We start from the raw sequence: 19,519 nt of genomic DNA, 5'->3' as shown, positions 1-19,519 counted from the left end.
TGAAAGCTCCTGTCGGGTGCGGCCGGGCGCTCAATGGGGCGCCAGCAGCCGGAAGGTCTGGTCGGCGGAACGGTTGTCGCGATGGCCGGTGCTCCAGCCGATGGCGCGGCGGTAGCTGCCGAAGAGGCCGGCGGCGGCCACCGCCTCTTCGGCGATCCCCGTCACCGTCTCGGCGTCGGGGGCGACGTAGAGGGCGTCGTCGGGGCAATGGGCCTCGCACAGGAAGCAGGTCTGGCAATCGGCCTGCCGGGCGATGGCGGGGGCGGCCCCTTTGGTTTGCCCGCTCGCCGTCTGGAACACGTCCATCGGGCAGATGGAGACGCAGATGTTGCAGCCGGTGCAGCGGGTCGGACTGATCAGTTCGATCATGCCGCCAACTCCCGCTTCGCCCCGGACGGATCTGGATGGAGCGGCGCCGGACGGGCGGAGACATGGACCTCGTCCAGGCCCCCGACCGTCAGCAGATGGCGCTGCGCCGGATCGAGGGCGGCATGGTCGAGGCGGCGGTGCATGCCACGCGATTCCGTGCGCGCCAGCGCCGAGCGGTACATCCAGCGGGCGGTCGCCAGCATCGCCGCGGCCTCCCGCACGCGCAGGGAGTCGTCGGCCGAGGACGGCGCGGCTCCGGCCGCGTCGCTCCACAGCCGGTCCAGCCGGGCGAGCGCGCCGGTCAGCCCCTCCTCCGTGCGGAAATAGTTGATGTCGTAGGGGAAGACCTCGGCCTGGACGGCGCGGGTCAGCGCCCCGGCGTCGATCGAAGCGCCCTTCCCCTCGCGCAGTCCGGTGCCGCCGGCCCGCCGCAGCGTGCGAGCCCCGTTCCCCAGAGCGCGGGCATGATCGGCCGCCCCCTGCCCGGCCCAATGGCCGCTCGACATCGCCCAGGCGGCGTTGTGGCTGCCGCCGCCGGTGAAGCCGCCGCAGATCGGCTCGCGCGACGCGGCGTCCCCCGCGGCGAACAGGCCGGGCACGGCGGTGGCGCAGGTCTCGTCGACCAGCCGCAGGCCGCCGGTGCCGCGCACCGTGCCCTCCAGCCGCAGGGTCACCGGGAAGCGCTGGGTGAAGGGATCGATGCCGACGCGGTCGAAGGGCAGGAAGAAATTCGGCTGGGCCTGGCGCATCGCCGCCCGCAGCTCCGGTTCGGCCCGGTCGAGGCGGGCGTAGACCGGCTCGGTCGCCAGGACCCGCGCGATGACCGAACGGCCCCCCTTGGACGCGGCGCCCGGAATGACCGCGCCGTCCGCCCGCGTGAAGCTGGCCCACTGATAGAGCAAGGTCTTGGTCACCGACCCGAAGGCCGGGGCGATGGCGTAGGCGTTGGAGAATTCCATCCCCGACAGGTCGGCCCCGGCCTCCGCCGCCATCAGCAGACCGTCGCCGGTCAGCACGTTGCAGCCGAGCGCCTTGCTGAGGAAGGCGCAGCCGCCGGTGGCGATGACCACCGCCTTCGCCCGGACGGCCCAGCGGCTTCCCTTCTGCCGCCGCACACCGGCCGCGCCGGCCACGGCGCCGCCGTCATCGACCAGCAGTTCCAGCGCCGGGCAATGGTCAAGGATGGTCACGCCGGCCTGCTTCACCCGGCGGCGCATCAGCCGCATGTATTCCGGCCCCTGCACCGACACGCGGCGGTCCCGCCCGTCGGCGTCGCGCGGGAAGGGATAGCCCCAATCGGCCAGCTGGCCGACCGCCGCGTGGGTGCGGTCGAGCACGCGGTCCATCCAGCCGTGATCGGCCAGATGACCGCCGAGCCCCTCGCGCGCCGCCTTGGCCGCCGCGCGCTTGGCCGGGTCGGGGTCGACGTACCACAGCGTGGTTCCCGACGCGGCGGTGGCGCCGGACGTGCCGCAGAAGCCCTTGTCGGCCAGGATGGTGCGGGCACCGGCGGTCGCGGCGGCGATGGCCGCCCATGTGCCGGCGGGGCCGCCGCCCAGAACGAGGACGTCGGCCTCAAGATGGGCGTCGAATTCAAGAGATGAAACGGATGGGGTGGCGGGAGCGCCGGGCGCGTTGGCCATCGGAAACCTCCGGGGCTGATCGGTCACGCGGACCAGCGGCGGACTGAGCGTCCGCGGCTGGTCCGGAACCGATATTTCACGTCTCTGTTTCGCTTTATGTTACAGTAAATATACTTACACAGTAGTGTTTGAACGCATACAGAAATATGCACGCCTGTAAAAATTTCGGCCGGCACGCCCGATGAAGGGACGGTGCCGGCCGTGATCCGCGCGGTCTGTGGGTTATCGGGCGACGATCCTCACGCCTCCGCCAGCGCCTGCTCCAGATCGGCGATGATGTCGTCCGGATGCTCGATGCCGATGGACAGGCGGACATAGCCGGGCGTCACGCCGCTGGCGCGCTGGTCTTCCGCAGACAGCTGGGAGTGGGTGGTGGTGGCCGGGTGGATGGCGAGCGACCGCGCGTCGCCGATGTTGGCGACGTGGTAGAACAGCTTCAGCGCGTCGATGAAGCGCCGGCCCGCCTCCGCACCGCCGGCCAGCTCGAAGCCGACCAGCCCGCCGTAACCGCCCTTCAGATAGGTGTCCGCCCGGCGCCGGGCCTCGCCCTCCTGAAGGCCGGGGAAGATGACGGACGTCACCTTGGCGTGCGCCTTCAGGTGGTTCGCCACGAGGATGGCGTTGGCGTTGTGCTGGCGGATGCGCAGGGGCAGCGTCTCCAGACCCTGGATCAGCTGGAAGGCCGATTGCGGACTGAGCGCCGCGCCGATGTCGCGCAGCAGGGTGACGCGGGCACGCAGCGCGTAGGCGATGGGGCCGAGCGGCTTGGCGGCTTCCGTCCAGATGGCGCCGTGATAGCTGGGATCGGGCTGGGTCAGCAGCGGGAAGCGGGCGGCGTGGGCCTCCCACGGGAAGGTGCCGCCGTCGATCAGGACGCCGCCGATGGTGGTGCCGTGGCCGCCGATGTATTTGGTCGCCGAATAGAGCGTCACCGCCGCGCCATGCTCGAAGGGCCGCACCGTCAGCGGGGCCGCCGTGTTGTCGACGATCAGCGGCACGCCGAGTTCCCGGCCGATGTCGGCGACCTCGCGGATCGGGAAGACGTTCAGCTTCGGGTTCGGCAGCGTCTCGGCGTAGTAGGCGCGGGTGCGGTCGTCGGTGGCGCGGCGGAAATTCTCCGGATCGGCCGGATCGACGAAGCGCGCCTCGATGCCGATCTGCTTCAGCGTGTTGGCGAACAGGTTCCAGGTGCCGCCATAGAGGTCGGTCGAGGTAACGATGTTGTCGCCGGCCTGCGCCAGATTCAGCACCGAGTAGAAGGATGCCGCTTGGCCGGAGGCGACCGCCACCGCCGCCGCTCCGCCTTCCAGAACGGCGAGCCGCTGCTCCAGCGCATCGACCGTCGGGTTGGTGACGCGGGTGTAGATGTTTCCCAGCTCCTCAAGCGCGAACAGGCGCTGGGCGTGGGCGGTGTCCTGGAACTGGAAGGAGGTCGTCTGGTGGATCGGCACCGCGACCGACCCGGTGACGGGATCGGAACGGAAGGCGCCGCCATGGACGGCCAGGGTTTCGAAACGCGGCGAACGGTCGGTCATCGGGAGGGCTCCCTCTTCGGTGCTTTGGGGGGTGGGCGGCGTTCAGGCGGGGGCGCCGACGAGATCGGCGTAATGGCGCTGCGCCACGTCGGGGTGGGAGCGCAGGCGGCTCTTCAGCGTGTTCTCGCCGACCGACGCGAACAGGGGGTTCAACGGGTCCTGCTCCGGCCCGCGCGCCTCGGCGGCCAGATCGTCCGGCAGCGGCAGCACCGGCACGCGGACGTCCAGCCCGGCCCCCAGGAAGAAGGCGGTCGACAGCCGGTCCACCCCCGCCGGCGGCGTCACCACCCGATGCACCGCGGCGCGGAAATAGCCGTTGGTCGCCAGTTCCAACAGTTCGCCGGCGTTGACGACGAAGGTGCCGGGAAGCGGCGGAACATCGGCCCAGCCCCCGTCCGTCTCGACCTGCAAACCGCTCTGGCGGTGCTGGAGGACCAGCGTCAGCAGGCCGCTGTCCTTGTGCGGCCCGACCCCCTGCCCCTCTCCATCCTCCGCCTCTACGGCGTCATGGCCCGGATAGCGGATCAGCTTGATGAGCTGGGTCGGCCGGTCGGTGAGGATCGGCGCGAAGGCGTCCTCCGGCAGGCGCAGAGCGGTCGCCACCGCCGACAGCAGGCGCCGCGACACCCCCGTCAGCTCATCCTGCAGGCGCAGCACGGCCGGGCGCAGGTCCGGCAAGGCGTCCGGCCACTGGTTGGGACCCTGCAGGCGGACCCAGGGCGGCGCCCCCGGCCCCCAGGGCAGGGCCTCCCGTTCGGACCCGATGTCCAACTGCTCGCGCCAGTCGGCGCGACCGCGGGTCCGCTCCCACCCGGCGCGGGTGTAGCCGCGGAAATGGGGTGAGTTGACCATCTCGATGGACAGCTTGTCGCGCTCCGGCAGCGTGAAGAAGCCGCGCGACAGGTCGAAGATCGCGTCGAGGAAGGCCGCATCGACCCCGTGTCCGGTCACGTAGAAGGCGCCGAAGCGGCGAATGGCCGCGCGCAGTTCCGACAGGAACAGGGCGCGGTCGGCGGCGCCGCCGTCCAGGCGCACAAGGTCGAGAAGCGGCAGCGGCGGCCGGTCGGCCGGAGAGGAGGTCGCGGTCACAGGAGTCTCCTTTGCGGACATGCGTTCGGGAACGCCCGCTTGCGTGCAGCGAACGGAAGGATCGGAAGCTGTGGATTCGGGAACGGTGCGCTCAGCCGGTGCGGCGGGCCTTCAGCCAAGCGCCGCGCATCTGCGCCCAGAGTCCGCCGGCCGGAGCGTGGAAAGCCTGACACTCCGTCCCGGCGCAAATCCCCATGGCTTCGGGAAGCGGAACCCAGACCGTTCCAGGGTCGGACGCTGCGGAAGCGGAGGCCGGACGGGCCGTCGGGGGGTTGGCCATGACGTCTTTCCAGGGCAATGGCGGGGCGGCGTCACCGGGGTGCCGACACCCTTCGGACGCCGCGGTTCCCAGCCATCATTGCCCGGCGGCCGGTCATTGTCTACACATTTAATCGATTTATGGTGCCTGAAACCACATTTCTAACATGAAGTTTTTGCTGTTTCATAATTTCAACAAATTTCTCCAACTACCCAAGCACCCTGGGACCCGGGCGGAGCGAAGATCGCCGACGCTGCTGACCAGCCCTTCCGCCTTCATCGGGCGCCATTGTCTGGGCACCGTTGTCCGGGCGGCGCAAAAAGAACGCTGCATACGATGATACACACTTGACCCGCCAATAACCAACTATAATACTAGATATATTGGTTTTTAAAACTAAGGAATGATGTGAATTCGGGCGGCGCTGCCGACCCGCATTCCCCGGATCGCAGGAATCCTTGATGACGACCTCTCACACCCCCTCCACCCGCCCGCTTCTCCGTTCACGGGGTGCCCGCGCGCTGATGGCCGCCGGCCTGCTGGCGCTGCTGGGCGGAGCGGCGCAGGCCGACGCTCAAACCGCCGCCCCGCAACGCGGCGGCACCCTGACCGCCATTGTTCAACCGGAACCGGTGGCCTTGTCCGCCGCCATCAACTTCGCGCTGCCGAACAGCGTCCTCGCCGGCAACATCTTCGACGGTCTGGTCGATTACGACTTGGACCTGAATCCGAAGCCGTCGCTGGCCGAACGGTGGGAGGTGGCGCCGGATGGCCTGTCGATCACCTTCTTCCTGCGCAAGGGCGTGACGTGGCACGACGGCCATCCCTTCACCGCCGCCGACGTGAAGTGGACGCTGGAAAACGTCTGGAAGACCATCCACCCGCGCAATCAGGCCATCTTCGGACGCGTCACCCAGGTGGACACGCCGGACGACCACACGGTGATCCTGCGCCTCAGCGAACCGTCGCTCGCCATCCTCAGCGCGGTCAACGCCAACGGCGCCCAGGTGCTGCCCCGGCATCTCTACGAAGGCACCGACATCGTCAACAACCCGCACAACCTGAAGCCCGTCGGCACCGGGGCCTTCGTCTTCAAGGAATGGGTCAGGGGCGACCACATCATCCTGGAGCGCAACCCGAATTACTGGGACGTCGGGAAGCCCTACCTGGACCGCATCGTCTTCAAGGTCATCCCGGACGCCACCGCCCGCGCCGCCGCGCTGGAGAAGGGCGACGTCCAGTACGCCGTCTTCAGCCCGGTTCCCCTCCGGGACGCCGAACGGCTCGACAAGCTGCCCAACCTGAAGATCGAGACGCGCGGCTACGAATGGCTGTCGCCCTGGATGTTTCTCGACCTGAATCTGGACAACCCGTATCTCAAGGATGTGCGGGTGCGCCGGGCCATCGCCCACGCCATCGACCGCAAGGCGATTGCCACCATCGTCTGGTTCGGCTTCGCCAAGCCCGCCATCAGCCCGGTGCCCTCGACCCTGGCCGCCTTCCACGACGCCACCGTCCCGCAGTACGACTTCGACCCGAAGAAGGCCGAGGCCCTGCTCGACGAAGCCGGGTTCAAGCGCGGCGCCGACGGCGTGCGCTTTGCGCTGCATGAGGATTTCCTGCCCTACGGCGACGATTACAAGCGCACCGGCGAATACATCAAGCAGGCGCTGAAGCGCGTCGGCATCGAGGTGACCATCCGCAGCCAGGACACCGCCGCCTATCTGAAGCGCATCTACGGCGACCGCGATTTCGACATCAACGGCGTCTGGCTGGCCGCCTTCTCCGACCCGCAAGTGGGCGTGACGCGCGCCTACTCGTCGGAATGGATCGGCAAGGGCACGCCCTGGACCAACGGCAGCGGCTACCGCAACCCGACGCTGGACGCGTTGATCACGCGGGCGAAGGTGCAGGCCAACCAGCAGGACCGCATCGCCACCTTCAAGGAGTTCCAGCAGATCGTGCAGACCGACCTGCCGTCGATTCCGCTGGCCGAGCTGCGCTTCTTCACGGTCCACGCCGCCAGCCTGAAGGACGTGGTGACCACCGCCGACCAGGTCTACGGCTCTCTGAAGAACGCTTGGTTCGACAAGAACCAGACGAACTGACGCGCCCCCCGAACGCGAAGACCGCAATGCTCACCGCCACCCATTGGGGCGTCTACCGGCCGCGCGTCGAGCGCGGCCGGCTCACCGCGCTCGACCCCATGCCATGGGACGCCGATCCGTCGCCGATCGGCCGCTCCATGGTGGAGGGGATCACCGCCTCCAGCCGCATCCGCCGCCCGGCGGTGCGCGCCGGCTGGCTGCGCGCCGGCCCGGATTCACGCCCGGATTCACGGGAGGGCCGCGGACGGGAACCCTTCGTCGAGGTGCCGTGGGACGAGGCGCTCGACCTCGTGGCCGGGGAATTGGAGCGGGTCCGCCGCATCCACGGCAACACGGCGATCTATGGCGGCTCCTACGGCTGGGGCAGCGCCGGCCGGTTCCACCACGCGCAAAGCCAGATCCACCGCTTCATGAACGCGGTGGGGGGCTGCGTCACCCACCGCGACAGCTATTCCCTGGGGGCGGCGCGCGTGCTGCTGCCGCACATCCTGGGCACCATCGACGACCTGCTGCCCGCCCAGACGGCCTGGAGCAGCCTGGAACGGCACGGGGAGTTGTTCGTCGCCTTCGGCGGCCTGCCGGCGAAGAACGCGCAGGTCGGTTCCGGCGGGGCGAGCGACCACATCCTGCGGCCGGCGCTGCGCCGCCTGCGCGCCGCGGGGGTGCGCTTCGTCAACATCAGCCCGGTTCGCCAGGATCTGGAGGACGTGCCGGAGGCCGAATGGCTGGCCATCCGGCCGGGCACCGACGCGGCGCTGATGCTGGCGCTGAGCCACACGCTGGTGACGGAGGGGCTGCACGACCCGGACTTCCTCGACCGCTGCACGGTGGGCTTCGAGCCCTTCCGCCGCTACCTGCTGGGGGAAGCGGACGGACGGCCGAAGGACGCCGGATGGGCCGCGGCGATCACCGGCGTTCCGGCCGGGTCCATCCGGGATCTGGCGCGCCGCATGGCGTGGCACCGCACGACGGTGAACGTCGCCTGGTCGCTGCAGCGGGCCGTCCATGGCGAGCAGCCATTTTGGGCGGCGGTGGCGCTGGCGGCCCTGCTCGGCCAGATCGGCACGCCGGGCGGCGGGCTCGGCATCGGCTACGGCACCATGAACGGCCACGGATCGGACCGGCGCGTCTTTTCCGGGCCGCGGCTGCCGCAGGGGACAAATCCGGTGTCCGCCTTCATCCCGGTGGCGCGCATCGCCGACCTGCTGCTGAATCCCGGCGGCGGCTGCAACTACGACGGGCGCTGGGTGACCTATCCCGACATCCGGCTGGTCTATTGGGCGGGCGGCAACGCCTTCCACCACCACCAGGACCTCAACCGCCTGATCCGTGCGTGGCGCCGCCCCGAGACGATCGTGGTGCAGGACCCCTTCTGGACCGCCCAGGCGAAGTTCGCCGACATCGTGCTTCCCGCCACCACACCGCTGGAGCGGGACGACATCGGCGGCTCGGCGGGCGACCGCTTCCTGATCGCCATGAAGCGCGCGGTTCCGCCGGTCGGCGAGGCGCGCGACGATTACGCGATCTTCTCCGCCCTGGCCGAACGGCTGGGTGTGGGGGACGCCTACACGGACCGGCGCAGCGTGGAGGACTGGCTGCGCCACCTCTACGAGGAGTCCCGCGGGCGCGCCGAGCGGGCCGGGGTGGAACTGCCGCCCTTCGACCGCTTCTGGGAGGACGGGCTGTTCGAAATCCCGCCCGCACCGGAAAAGGTGTTCCTGAAGGCCTTCCGCACGGACCCGGAACGCTCTCCGTTGCCCACCCCGTCGGGACGGATCGAGATCGCCAGCGCCACCATCGCGGGGTTCGGGGTTCCCGACTGCCCCGGCCACCCGGTCTGGCTGGCCCCGCCGGCGGATCTGCGCCCGTCGGCGGTGCATCCCCTGCATCTGCTGTCGAACCAGCCGCGCACCCGGCTGCACAGCCAGTACGACCACGGAACGGTCAGCCGGGCCTCGAAGATCGCCGGGCGGGAACCGATCCTCATCAACCCGCAGGACGCCGCCGCCCGCGGCATCGCCGACGGCGACGTGGTGCGGGTGTTCAACGGAAGGGGCGCCTTCCTGGCGGGCGCGGTCCTCAGCGAGGGCATCCGGGCCGGGGTGCTCCAGATCGCCACCGGCGCCTGGTACGACCCGCTCGAACCCGACCGCGACGGCAGCGCGGACAAGCACGGCAATCCCAATCTGGTGACGCCGGACGTCGGCGCCTCCGGCCTCTCCCAGGGCTGCGCGGCGCAGAGCGCCTTCGTCGAGGTGGAGCGCTGGGACGGCGACGCGCCGCCCGTCACCGCCTTCGATCCCCCGCGCTTCGTCACACGCGGCGGGGAGGACCATTCCGGAGAGCATGCATGAGACTGAAGGACAAAGTCGCCCTGGTGACCGGCGGGGCGCGGGGCATCGGCCTCGCCATCGCCCGCGCCCTGACGGCGGAAGGCGCGGTGCCGGTGGTCGCCGACATCGACGGGGACGGCGCCCGTGCGGCGGTGGCGACGCTCGACCATCGGAACGGGCTGGCGCTGGCGTTGAACGTGGCCGACGCGGAGTCGGTCGCGGCATCCATCCGCGCCGTCACGGAGCGCTACGGCCGCCTCGACATCCTCGTCAACAACGCGGGCATCGGCAGCAGCACGCCCTTTCTGGATTTGCGGCTGGAGGACTGGAACCGCACCATCGCGGTGAACCTGACCGGCGCCTTCCTGGTGGCCCAGGCCGCCGCCCGCGTGATGGCCGGGCACGGCGGGGGACGGATCGTCAACGTCACCTCCCCCTCCGGCCAGCGCGGCGGACGCGGGCGGGCGGCCTATGGGACGTCGAAGGCCGGGCTCGAGCTGCTGACCAAGGTCATGGCGGTGGAACTGGCCGAGCACGGCATCACCGTGAACGCCATCGCTCCCGGCCCGATCGAGACCGAGATGGTCCGTCACGCCCACGACGCCGAGACCCGCGCCGCCTATGGCCGGCTGATTCCCATGGGGCGTTACGGCAATCCGGAGGACATCGGCGCGGCGGCCGTCTTCCTGTGCTCCGACGAGAGCCGCTATGTGCACGGCCATGTCCTGAACGTGGACGGCGGTTTCGGCGGCGCCGGCCTGATGACCGACAAATAGGGGGGCCGGGCGGGCAAGACTTCGCCGACCAGAAGGCGCGCATGGCGCTGCTCATCCGCACCATCGACCTGGGCCGCGTGACAGTGAAGATCGGCCGCGCCAACCTCGCCTACAATTTCCGACGCCTGATCTGGCTTGAGGGGCGAACTGCGCCCGTATAGCGCCAAAACCGCCGCATATTTCCGCCTTTTCAGCCAAAACCGAGAGTTCAGCCCCTGAAATACGCCGCTTCTCCACCCGCGCGGCTCCTCATCGGCATGAACCCGCTCTCAGCGGCGGTTTATCGATCCATCACCAGGACGTATCACTGGGCCGCCAAATCATGACCGGGCAACTTCAACTGTAGGGCTACTGGTTACGAGTCCGAACCCAGCTGTGGAAGAATATCGTCATGACAAGCCTGCTACCCTGGTAAGTTTGCGTAAAACGGCCCCTCGGCCAGCTTCCCACAGCTACAACCATGATGTATTAAAAGAGGCAGAAATGCACACAGCATCATACATATACATTGAGGCTATCTAATGGCAGTTATCGCCTATTTCTTGCCAGTATGCAATACCCCATCCGGCGGCGTGAAAGTCATCTTACAGCATGTTGAGTTATTGCGCGCAAACGGTATAAATGCCGTTGCATTTGCGCCTCCTAATTTTAAATATTTCTTAGAAACAAGTGCGCCTATTATTTTTATGAATGAAGGATCTATTAAAGTTCCACCCAAATCGTTTCTTGTATTTCCCGAGGTTGAGCGAACCGCCGTAGAATCCGTCTCTGCCTCGGATGATATATATAGAATTGTTTTTTGCCAAAATCATTATGAGATGAGTCGAGGAGCTTTGTCAGATGCAAAGCGTTTTCGCCTACATGATGTTTTTGCTTGTTCTGATGTAATCGCAGAAGCCATTTGTAATACCTTTAAGGTAAGAAATGTACCAGTTGTTCCTGCGCCGGTTAGTAAAATTTTTAAGCCCCTGGAGAAAAATCTTCGGACGATTGCTTTCATGCCACGCAAAATGCCCGATCTGGTCGAGCGCCTCAAAAATCTAATTCCTGAATCCTCTCAATGGTCTTGGATTTCTATTGACGGACAATGCGAAGAGGATGTTGCGCATATCTTAGGGTATGCTTCTGTTTTTCTTTCGCTTTCACATCGTGAGGGGTTAGGCCTTCCTCCTCTTGAAGCTATGGCGGCGGGATGCATCATCGCCGGTTTCCATGGAGGTGGTGGGCGCAGTTATGCGACTGCTGAAAATGGATTTTGGCACGACGAAGGGGATATTATAGGAGTTGCAAAGAGTTTGCGTCGATCTGTTAATCTATCAGATGAAAAAATAGCTCCTTTTTTGCAAATGATTGATGAAGGCAGGCGAACAGCGGATAATTTTTCTATGGATAAAGTAGAAAAGGATTTGCTTATGTACTGGAGGTCACGAATCCGCATTGCCGGGCGCCAGGAGGCTGACTATCAAATACATAGTGGATTTTAGCTTATTTTTATTAAATCACAACAATCGCACCTGCCCTTGGTGTGATTCCATGCAGCCGTGCCGTCTCGGATCGGGGCCAGGGAAGATGATGGCCCTGAGCGTCGCCTGCTCGCCTTCGCTTAGCCATTCCGGTCGGCCGGGCAGCGGACGATCATAAAGCCCGGTTACGCCTTCGGCGTTGTAGCGCGCCACCGCATCGCGCAGGGCTTGGGGGCGATGCCGGCCAACCGCGCTACCGTTTTTCGAGGCGCCCAGGCGTTGACCTTGTAGATCATCAAGAACCCGGCACCGGGTACGGTCGGCGTCATCTGTGTTGAAACCAGCGTCCACCGAGCGGCGATGAGTTCACGGTGGCGCGTCGCAATCCCTCCGGCTGGAGGGAGCAACCGCTTCCAGCACACCAGTCCATCAGGGACCCGCCCCACGCGCACGCCTCTCCCGACTACAGGACGTTCACCGACCGCCACCCCCTCACCGCCTCATGGCAAAGATTTTTTCTCCGGTCGATCTATCGATTGCGAATGATTCGCATTCATGGTTAGGAGTGGTTTTCACGGTTCTGGGAACGGGTGTTGCCGAGGTCATGGCTGAACGAGACCGGTCTTCCCTGCTGGGGCTGCTGCTCGACCATTATGAGGAGATGACGGGCCATCTGGCCCGGCGCCTGGGGTCGCTGTGCCTGGCCGAGGACGTCGTGCAGGACACCTACCTGCGCCTGCGCAGCCTGACCGCCCTGCCGGAGATCGACAACCCGCGCTCCTACCTGTACCGCATGGCCGACAACATCGCGCTGGACCGGATGCGCGCGGAAGCCCGCCGGGGGCGCCGCTTCGCCCCGGCGGAGCTGGGCCTCGACCGCCCGCTGGACGAGCCGGACGCCGAGGCGACGCTGGAGCACAAGCAGCGGCTGGAGCGGCTGAGCCAAGCCATGGCCGAACTGCCGCCGCGCTGCCGGGAGGTGTTTCTGCTTCACAAATTCGATGGCTTGAGCCATGCCGACATCGCCGCCCGCCTCGGCATCTCGCGCAGCATGGTGGAGAAGCATGTCATGAAGGCCCTGGCCCATTGCCGCGACCGGCTGGCGCTCTGATGGACCGCGATCGCGACCAGCCGGACTTACCGGACACCCCGCGGGACGCGGCCCTGGCGTGGTTCGTGCGCATGGAGTCAGGCGACGCCGACGCGGCGGACCGCCGGGCCTTTCATGCCTGGCTGGCGCAGGACCCGGCCCACCGCCGCGAATACGACCGGCTGGCCGGGCTGTGGGGCGATCTTGACCGGGTGCCCGATCCGCGCAAGGAACGCCGTGCCGCGCCGACGCGGCGCCGTTTCCTGGCGCTCGGCGCCGTTGGCGGGGCGGCCGCCTGCGCCGCGGCGCTGGGCGGCGTGGTCGTCCTGACCGGCTGGCCAAGCGACCTGACGACCGGGATCGGCGAGCGGCGGACGGTGACGCTGGACGACGGCTCGGTCCTGACCCTGGACGCCGACAGCGCGGTGGCCGTCGCCTTCACTCCCGCGGAACGGCGCGTCCGTCTGACCGGGGGCCGGGCGCATTTCGTGACCGCTCCCGACCCGGGGCGCCCCTTCGTCGTCACCTGCGCCGACGGGCGGATCGCCACCGCCGACGCCAGCTTCGTGGTGCACCGCTGCCTGGACTCCGTGGTGGTGGCGGTGGAGTCCGGAACGGCCAGCCTGACCACCGGGATGGCGCCCCCCCTTCCCATCGCCGCCGGACAAAGCCGGTCCTATGGCCCCGATGGTCCCGGCCCGCTGCTGAGCCAGGGCGTGGCGGTGGAGAACGCATGGCGGCACGGCCGGCTGGTCTTCCAGGGACAGCCGCTCGACGCGGTGATCGCCGATCTCAACCGCTACCACCCCGCCCGCATCGTGCTGTGGGACCGCCCGCTCGCCGGCCTGCGCTTCGACGGCAGCGTGGACATCAGCCGGCCGGACGCCGCCCTGAACGCCATTCTCCGCACGCTTCCCTTGCGCACGCTGCGTCCCGTTCCCGGCTTGGTCATCATCCGTTCCGTCTAGCCGGTTCGTATCAAATTTTTTCCAAATCAAGGTGAGGTGGTTTCCACCGGACAACGTCGTGACTTGCATACGCGAAAATGCAACTCATTCGCAAAATGACGGGGTCTCGGTGATGATCGATGTTGGGGGGCGTCTGCTGCGGGGGCAGACGGCGCGCGGGAACAAGGTGTGGGGGAACAAGGTGCGGACCGGTTGGGCTCCGGCTTTGTTGGGCATGCTGCTGGCATCGACCGCGCTGCACGGCGCCATGGCGGCGCCGATGACGACCGGGGAAGCGCCCGTGCAGGTGGCCCAGCAGGGCCGGACCGTCAGCTTCGCCATCGCGGCCGGGCCGCTGCCGGGGGTGCTCGCCGCCTACGGGCAGGCCACCGGCTTCCAGGTGCTCTACCCCTCCGACATCGCGCAGGGCGTGTCCTCGCCGGGGGTGACGGGCACTCTGGCGCCGCAGGACGCGCTGATCCGCCTGCTGGCCGGTACCGGCCTGATCGCCCGCTTCGTCGATCCCGACACGGTGACGCTGGAGAAGCTGCCGGCCCAGGCCGGGAATGCGGCGGTGCTCGACCCGGTGACCGTCCAGGGCGGGCTGTCCCGCGATCCGGGCCGCAGCGAGGGCACCGGCTCCTACACCACCGGATCGACCGACAGCGCCACCAAGCTGCCCCTGACGCCGCGCGAGACGCCGCAGTCGGTCAGCGTGATGACCCGCCAGCGCATGGACGACCAGGGCCTGAACGAGATCCGCGACGTGCTCAACCAGACGGTGGGCGTGTCGCGGATGCAGCGCGGCGCGATGGGCAGCGACGGAGACGAGGTCTATGCCCGCGGCTTCCCGGTGACGAATTATCAGGTGAACGGCATCCCGCGGTCGACCGTGTACGGGTTCGACGACTCCATCTCCGACATGGCGGTGTTCGACCGGGTCGAGGTGGTGCGCGGCGCGACCGGCCTGCTGAACGGCGTCGGCGAGCCGTCGGCCTCGGTCAATCTGGTCCGCAAGCGCCCGACCCCGACCCTCCAGGGCTACGCCGAGGGGCAGATCGGCTCCTGGGAGCGCTACCGCGGCGAGGCCGACCTGTCGGGTCCGCTGACCGAGAACGGCCGCCTGCGCGGGCGCGTCGTCGGCGCCTATCAGGACAACGACAGCTTCATCGACCGCCTGCACGGGCGCAAGAAGGTGCTCTACGGAGTCCTGGAGGCCGACGTCACCGAGGACACCACCTGGACGGTCGGCGTCGAGTACCAGAAGCACCGCTCCGACGACGCCTCCAACTCCGGCTTCCCGCTGTTCTACAGCGACGGGACGAAGACGAACCTCCCCCGCTCCTACAACAGCGGCGCCCGCTGGGCGTACCACATGCACGACAACCTGACCGTCTTCAGCGAGCTGAAGCACCGCTTCGGTGACGGCTGGACGGCGACGCTGAACGTGGAGCGCAACAACCGCGAATATGACAGCCTGCTCGGCTTCGGCACCCGCGGCGACCTGAACCGGGACGGCACCGGCATGAGCGTCTGGGCGGGCCGCTGGAACTCCGACCTGGAGCAGACCTCCGTCAGCGCCGACGTGAACGGCGGCTTCGACCTGTTCGGGCGGCGGCACGACCTGATGGCCGGCGTCAGCGGCTATTACGCCAAGCGCGAGGGGCTCAGCCACCCGCTCTGGAACATCCCCGGCTACGATCCTTCGATCCCCAACTACTTCACCTGGAACGGCAGCATCGCCCAGCCGACGCTCAACCCGACCGGCCGGTCGCAAACCGACGAGCGGCAGATGGCCGCCTACGCCGCGACCCGCCTGCGTCCGATCGACGCGCTGTCGGTCATCCTCGGCAGCCGCATCAGCCGGTGGGAGCAGATCGAGAAGAGCAGCCCGAACGCGGGGGCGGGAAGCTACAGCAAGCGGGCGGAGAACGGCGTGCTCACGCCCTACGCCGGTGTCGTGCTCGACCTGACCGACATCTGGTCGGTTTACGCCAGCTACACCAGCATCTTCAAGCCGCAGAACTACAAGGACGCCAGCGGCCAGTCCCTCGACCCGCTGGACGGCGACGCCTACGAGGCCGGCCTGAAGGCCGAGTTCTTCGGCGGCGCCCTGAACGCCAGCGCCGCCGTGTTCCTGATCCAGCAGAACAACCTGGGCGAGGTCGATCCCGGCCGCTTCGCCCCGGACGGCACGCAGGCCTACCGGGCGGTGAAGGGTGCGGAAAGCAAGGGCTTCGATCTGGAGGTCGCGGGCGAGGTGATGACCGGCTGGCAGGTCGGCGGCGGCTACAGCCACACCTCGATCAAGAACGCCGACGGCCAGCGGATGATGACCTATGTGCCGCGCGACACCTTCAAGCTGTTCACCACCTACCGCCTGCCGGGCGCCTGGGACCGCCTGACGGTGGGTGGCAATTTCCGGTGGGAAGGCGACGTCTACACCGGGACCGGCGCCGAGCGCTACGACCGCGACGGCTACGCGGTGGTCGATTTGATGGCCCGCTATCAGATCACCGACAAGGTGTCGGCCACGTTGAACGTCAACAACCTGTTCGACAAGAAGTATCTGAGCAACATCGACGTCTCCGGCTACTACGGCGAGCCGCGCAACGTCCTGCTGTCCCTGCGGGCGACGTGGTGATGACGGCGCGGCGGTCGGCGGTGGCTTCCGGTTCTCGGCGCGGTGTGCGCCGCGGCCTCGCCGCCGCCGCGCTGGTGCTCGGCGGGCTGGCCTCCGCCGCCCTGCTGCGCCCGGCCGATCCCGCCGCCTCGGCGGAGGTGGCGGTGGTCGGCCGCGGCACGGTCGAGGACACGGTGACGGCGCTCGGCAAGATCCAGCCGCGCGCCTACGTCGATGTCGGCGCCCAGGTGTCCGGCCAGTTGACCCGGCTGCACGTGACGGTCGGGCAGAAGGTCCGCGAGGGCGATCTGCTGGCCGAGATCGACCCCGCCCTGCAACAGGCCAAGGTCGAGGCCGGGCGCGCCGAACGCGCCCGCCTGACCGCCCTGCTGGCCGAGCAGCGGGCGCGCGCCGACTTCGCCGAGGCCCAACTGGCCCGTCAGGCGGCGCTGCGGCGCAGCGGGTCGGGGCGCGGCGAGGCCTTCGACCAGGCCCGCATGGAGGCGCGCATCGCCGCCGCCCAGGTCGAGGCCACCCAGGCGCAGATCCGCCAGACGGACTCGACCCTCCAGGCCGACGAGGCGCAGCTCGGCTACACCCGCATCTACGCGCCGATGAGCGGCACGCTGATCGCGGTGGACGCCCGCCAGGGCCAGACCATCAACTCCGCCTACGAGGCGCCGGTCCTGATGCGGATCGCCGACCTGTCGGCCATGACCGTGTGGACACAGGTGTCGGAAGCCGACGTGACGCGGCTGAGGGACGGCATGCCGCTCTACTTCACCACGCTCGGCCATCCGGGGCGGCGCTGGACCGCACGCCTGCAGGAGATTCTGCCCGCACCGCCGAAGCCGCCCACAACGGGAAACGGCGGCGGATCGTCCGCGTCCGGGGGCGGCGGAGCGGCCAACAGCGTCGTGCTCTACACCGCGCTGTTCGAGATCGCCAACGACCGGGGGGAGCTGCGCCCGGACATGACCGCCCAGGTCTTCTTCGTGGCCGCCGCGGCCAGGGACGCCGTCACCGTGCCGGTCGCCGCCCTGACCTCGGCCGTCCCGACTCCGGCCGCCCCGACTCCGGCTGATGAGGCGGCGGAGCGGCACCGCGTGACGCTGATCGGCAGCGGTGGCGCCATCGAGACGCGCGAGGTCCGCGTCGGGGTGCGCGACCGCTTCAACGCCCAGATCCTGGAGGGGCTGGCCGAAGGCGAGCGGATCGTGGTGGGCTGGAAAACCGACGACGGCCGCCCGCCCAAGATCGGGTTCCGGCTGTGAGCGGCCCGCTCCTCGTCCTGGAGGACATCCGCAAGACCTACATCAGCGGCGGCGGCCTGGCGGTCGAGGTGCTGCGCGGCGTTTCCCTGACCGTCGAGGCGGGGGAGTTCGTCGCCATCGTCGGCAGCTCCGGCTCCGGCAAATCGACGCTGATGAACATCCTCGGCGGGCTCGACCGCCCGACCTCCGGACGCTACCGCGTCGACGGGCGCGACGTGACGGCGCTGGAGGGCGACGAGCGGGCGGCGTTGCGGCGGGACGGGTTCGGCTTCGTCTTCCAGCACTACCATCTGATCCCCGGCACGACGGCGCAGGAGAATGTCGAGATGCCGGGCCGCTACGCGGGCCTGCCCGCCGCGCTGCGCGAAGGCCGCGCCGTGGAGTTGCTGGGCCGCCTGGGGCTGGAGGAGCGGCGCCATCACCACCCCAACCAGCTTTCGGGCGGCCAGCAACAGCGCGTGTCCATCGCGCGGGCGCTGATGAACGACGCCCCGGTGATCCTGGCCGACGAGCCGACCGGTGCTTTGGACAGCGCCAGCGGGGCGGAGGTGGTGGCGCTGCTGCGCGAGCTGTCCGCCGCCGGGCGCACGGTGATCCTCATCACCCACGACCGCAAGGTGGCGGAGGCCGCCGGCCGGGTGATCGAAATGCGCGACGGCCGCATCGTCGCCGACAGCGGCCGCCCGGCCCCGTCACCGGCAGCCCCCTCCCCTGCCCCGGCGGAACGCCCGGTCGCCGGCGCCTCCCTGTGGACCGACGCCGGGGAAGGCCTGTCGGCAGCGTTGCGGTCGCTGGGTGCCAACGGCTTCCGCACGGCGCTGACCCTGCTCGGCATCGTCATCGGCGTGGCGTCCGTGATCGCTCTGCTCGCCATCGGCGAGGGCGCCAAGCAGGCGGTGATGGCGCGGGTCGGCGCGCTGGGGGTGAACTTGGTCTATGTCGTGGCGGGCAGCGGCGATCCCCGCCTGCCGGCCACGCCGCTGACCGAGGTGGACGGCGAGGCCATCCTGGAACTGCCCAACGTCGAGAGCGTGATGCCCTTCCTCGACACGCCGGTGATGGTCCGCCACGGCAACATCGACCACCGCACCGAAGGGCTGGCGACTTCGGCGTCGCTGCCGCTGACCCACCGCTGGCCGGTCGCCCGGGGGGCCTTCTTCACCCGCGCCGACGAACGGGCCGGGGCGGCGGTGGCGGTTCTCGGCCACCGCGTCGCCGAACGGCTGTTTCCGCGGGGGGAGTCGCCGCTGGGCAAGCATGTGCTGGTGAACAACATTCCCTTCCTGGTCACCGGCGTGATGGCGCAGAAGGGCGACCTGACCGGTAACCAGAGCACCGACGACTGGGTGTTCGTGCCGCTGTCCACGGGCGTGCAACGGCTGATCGGCAAGCCGGACCTGGAGATGATCCTCGTCTCGGTGCACGACGTGGGGCGGATCGGGCAGACCCGCGACGCCATCCGCGCCCTGCTCTCCGAGCGTCACGGCCAGGAGGATTTCCAGATCCACGACGGGACCGCGCGCATCCAGGCGGCGGCGGAGACCCAGGACACCATGACGCTTCTGCTCGGCTGCGCCGCGGTCATCACGCTGCTGGTCGGCGGCATCGGGGTCATGAACATCATGCTGGTCAGCGTGACCGAGCGGACCCGCGAGATCGGCATCCGCATGGCCGTCGGCGCCCGCGCCGCCGACATCGAGCGGCAGTTCCTGATGGAAGCGGCGCTGGTGGCGGGGCTGGGCGGGCTGGCCGGGGTGGCGCTGGGGCTGGCCGGCGGCGCGGTGATCGGGCTGCTGGCCATGCCGGTGGTCTTCACCGCGACCGCGATCGCCGGGGCGGTGGCTTCCGCCGTGCTGACCGGCATGGTCTTCGGCCTGATCCCCGCCCGCCGCGCCGCGCGGCTCGATCCCGTGGCGGCGCTGGCGAGCGAGTGATCGGGGCGTTGCCCCCATCCCAACCTTCCCCCGCTGGGCGGGGGAAGGAGCGTGTTCCCCTCCCCCGCCCAGCGGG

Annotated in this window: 14 protein-coding genes; 9 read left to right on the top strand and 5 right to left on the bottom strand. The window is 68.6% G+C overall.

All coding sequences use genetic code 11. The annotated features are described in order from the left end of the window. Positions 1 to 30: 30 nt before the first annotated feature. The 5 genes from ACWPN7_RS27145 to ACWPN7_RS27125 all read right to left on the bottom strand — a co-directional run bounded on the left by ACWPN7_RS27145 (position 31) and on the right by ACWPN7_RS27125 (position 4,916). A complete protein-coding gene (locus ACWPN7_RS27145) occupies positions 31 to 369 on the bottom strand; it encodes a 4Fe-4S dicluster domain-containing protein (RefSeq protein WP_459196261.1) in 339 nt (112 codons plus the stop codon). Beyond that, complete coding sequence (locus ACWPN7_RS27140) at positions 366 to 2,012, bottom strand: FAD-binding protein (protein WP_459196260.1); 1,647 nt, start codon at positions 2,010 to 2,012, stop codon at positions 366 to 368. Before ACWPN7_RS27140 ends, ACWPN7_RS27145 begins: the two co-directional genes overlap by 4 nt. A gap of 239 nt (positions 2,013 to 2,251) precedes the next feature. Continuing rightward, a complete protein-coding gene (locus tag ACWPN7_RS27135) occupies positions 2,252 to 3,547 on the bottom strand; it encodes an O-acetylhomoserine aminocarboxypropyltransferase/cysteine synthase family protein (RefSeq protein WP_456529235.1) in 1,296 nt (431 codons plus the stop codon). A gap of 42 nt (positions 3,548 to 3,589) precedes the next feature. Beyond that, positions 3,590 to 4,636, bottom strand: a complete 1,047-nt coding sequence (locus tag ACWPN7_RS27130; protein ID WP_459196259.1) for an isopenicillin N synthase family dioxygenase — start codon at positions 4,634 to 4,636, stop codon at positions 3,590 to 3,592. A 91-nt stretch (positions 4,637 to 4,727) separates the two neighbouring features. After that, entirely contained in the window at positions 4,728 to 4,916 is a 189-nt protein-coding gene (locus ACWPN7_RS27125; RefSeq protein ID WP_492273519.1) for a hypothetical protein, read from the bottom strand. Between the two features lie 440 nt (positions 4,917 to 5,356). Between ACWPN7_RS27125 and ACWPN7_RS27120 the strand changes: the two genes are divergently transcribed. From ACWPN7_RS27120 to ACWPN7_RS27080, 9 genes are all read left to right on the top strand, one after another. Next, the gene (locus ACWPN7_RS27120) at positions 5,357 to 7,003 is read left to right on the top strand and encodes an ABC transporter substrate-binding protein (RefSeq protein ID WP_459196258.1); all 1,647 of its coding nucleotides are present in this window, start codon (positions 5,357 to 5,359) and stop codon (positions 7,001 to 7,003) included. A 26-nt stretch (positions 7,004 to 7,029) separates the two neighbouring features. Then, positions 7,030 to 9,357 (top strand): molybdopterin-dependent oxidoreductase, encoded by a 2,328-nt coding sequence (locus ACWPN7_RS27115; protein WP_459196257.1) that lies wholly within the window; start codon positions 7,030 to 7,032, stop codon positions 9,355 to 9,357. Further along, on the top strand, positions 9,354 to 10,112 hold the full coding sequence (locus ACWPN7_RS27110; RefSeq protein ID WP_459196256.1) for an SDR family NAD(P)-dependent oxidoreductase: 759 nt from the start codon (positions 9,354 to 9,356) through the stop codon (positions 10,110 to 10,112). Before ACWPN7_RS27115 ends, ACWPN7_RS27110 begins: the two co-directional genes overlap by 4 nt. A 521-nt stretch (positions 10,113 to 10,633) precedes the next feature. Then, positions 10,634 to 11,596, top strand: a complete 963-nt coding sequence (locus tag ACWPN7_RS27105) for a glycosyltransferase (protein ID WP_349619208.1) — start codon at positions 10,634 to 10,636, stop codon at positions 11,594 to 11,596. Between the two features lie 583 nt (positions 11,597 to 12,179). Further along, a complete protein-coding gene (locus ACWPN7_RS27100) occupies positions 12,180 to 12,686 on the top strand; it encodes a sigma-70 family RNA polymerase sigma factor (protein WP_040137678.1) in 507 nt (168 codons plus the stop codon). After that, positions 12,686 to 13,633, top strand: coding sequence for a FecR family protein (locus ACWPN7_RS27095; protein ID WP_200776530.1), 948 nt, complete (start codon positions 12,686 to 12,688; stop codon positions 13,631 to 13,633). Before ACWPN7_RS27100 ends, ACWPN7_RS27095 begins: the two co-directional genes overlap by 1 nt. Before the next feature lie 112 nt (positions 13,634 to 13,745). Then, a complete protein-coding gene (locus tag ACWPN7_RS27090; RefSeq protein ID WP_492273518.1) occupies positions 13,746 to 16,256 on the top strand; it encodes a TonB-dependent siderophore receptor in 2,511 nt (836 codons plus the stop codon). Positions 16,257 to 16,276: 20 nt separating this feature from the next. Further along, positions 16,277 to 17,509 carry an efflux RND transporter periplasmic adaptor subunit gene (locus tag ACWPN7_RS27085; RefSeq protein ID WP_459196254.1) on the top strand — a complete coding sequence of 411 codons (1,233 nt, stop codon included), beginning with the start codon at positions 16,277 to 16,279 and terminating at the stop codon, positions 17,507 to 17,509. Continuing rightward, positions 17,506 to 19,443 carry a MacB family efflux pump subunit gene (locus ACWPN7_RS27080; RefSeq protein WP_459196253.1) on the top strand — a complete coding sequence of 646 codons (1,938 nt, stop codon included), beginning with the start codon at positions 17,506 to 17,508 and terminating at the stop codon, positions 19,441 to 19,443. Before ACWPN7_RS27085 ends, ACWPN7_RS27080 begins: the two co-directional genes overlap by 4 nt. Positions 19,444 to 19,519 lie beyond the last annotated feature (76 nt).

It is taken from the genome of Azospirillum sp. UENF 312511, from assembly GCF_058780635.1.
Note: the sequence above shows the minus strand (reverse complement) of the source record. Positions and strands in the feature narration are given on the sequence as shown.

What these genes read in the sequence shown, in the direction of transcription:
- ACWPN7_RS27110 (WP_459196256.1), top strand. Translation starts at nt 9,354, where the DNA reads ATGAGACTGAAGGACAAAGTCGCCCTGGTGACCGGCGGGGCGCGGGGC.
- ACWPN7_RS27105 (WP_349619208.1), top strand. Translation starts at nt 10,634, where the DNA reads ATGGCAGTTATCGCCTATTTCTTGCCAGTATGCAATACCCCATCCGGC.
- ACWPN7_RS27090 (WP_492273518.1), top strand. Translation starts at nt 13,746, where the DNA reads ATGATCGATGTTGGGGGGCGTCTGCTGCGGGGGCAGACGGCGCGCGGG.
- ACWPN7_RS27120 (WP_459196258.1), top strand. Translation starts at nt 5,357, where the DNA reads ATGACGACCTCTCACACCCCCTCCACCCGCCCGCTTCTCCGTTCACGG.
- ACWPN7_RS27125 (WP_492273519.1), bottom strand. Translation starts at nt 4,916, where the DNA reads ATGGCCAACCCCCCGACGGCCCGTCCGGCCTCCGCTTCCGCAGCGTCC.
- ACWPN7_RS27100 (WP_040137678.1), top strand. Translation starts at nt 12,180, where the DNA reads ATGGCTGAACGAGACCGGTCTTCCCTGCTGGGGCTGCTGCTCGACCAT.
- ACWPN7_RS27095 (WP_200776530.1), top strand. Translation starts at nt 12,686, where the DNA reads ATGGACCGCGATCGCGACCAGCCGGACTTACCGGACACCCCGCGGGAC.
- ACWPN7_RS27135 (WP_456529235.1), bottom strand. Translation starts at nt 3,547, where the DNA reads ATGACCGACCGTTCGCCGCGTTTCGAAACCCTGGCCGTCCATGGCGGC.
- ACWPN7_RS27140 (WP_459196260.1), bottom strand. Translation starts at nt 2,012, where the DNA reads ATGGCCAACGCGCCCGGCGCTCCCGCCACCCCATCCGTTTCATCTCTT.
- ACWPN7_RS27145 (WP_459196261.1), bottom strand. Translation starts at nt 369, where the DNA reads ATGATCGAACTGATCAGTCCGACCCGCTGCACCGGCTGCAACATCTGC.
- ACWPN7_RS27115 (WP_459196257.1), top strand. Translation starts at nt 7,030, where the DNA reads ATGCTCACCGCCACCCATTGGGGCGTCTACCGGCCGCGCGTCGAGCGC.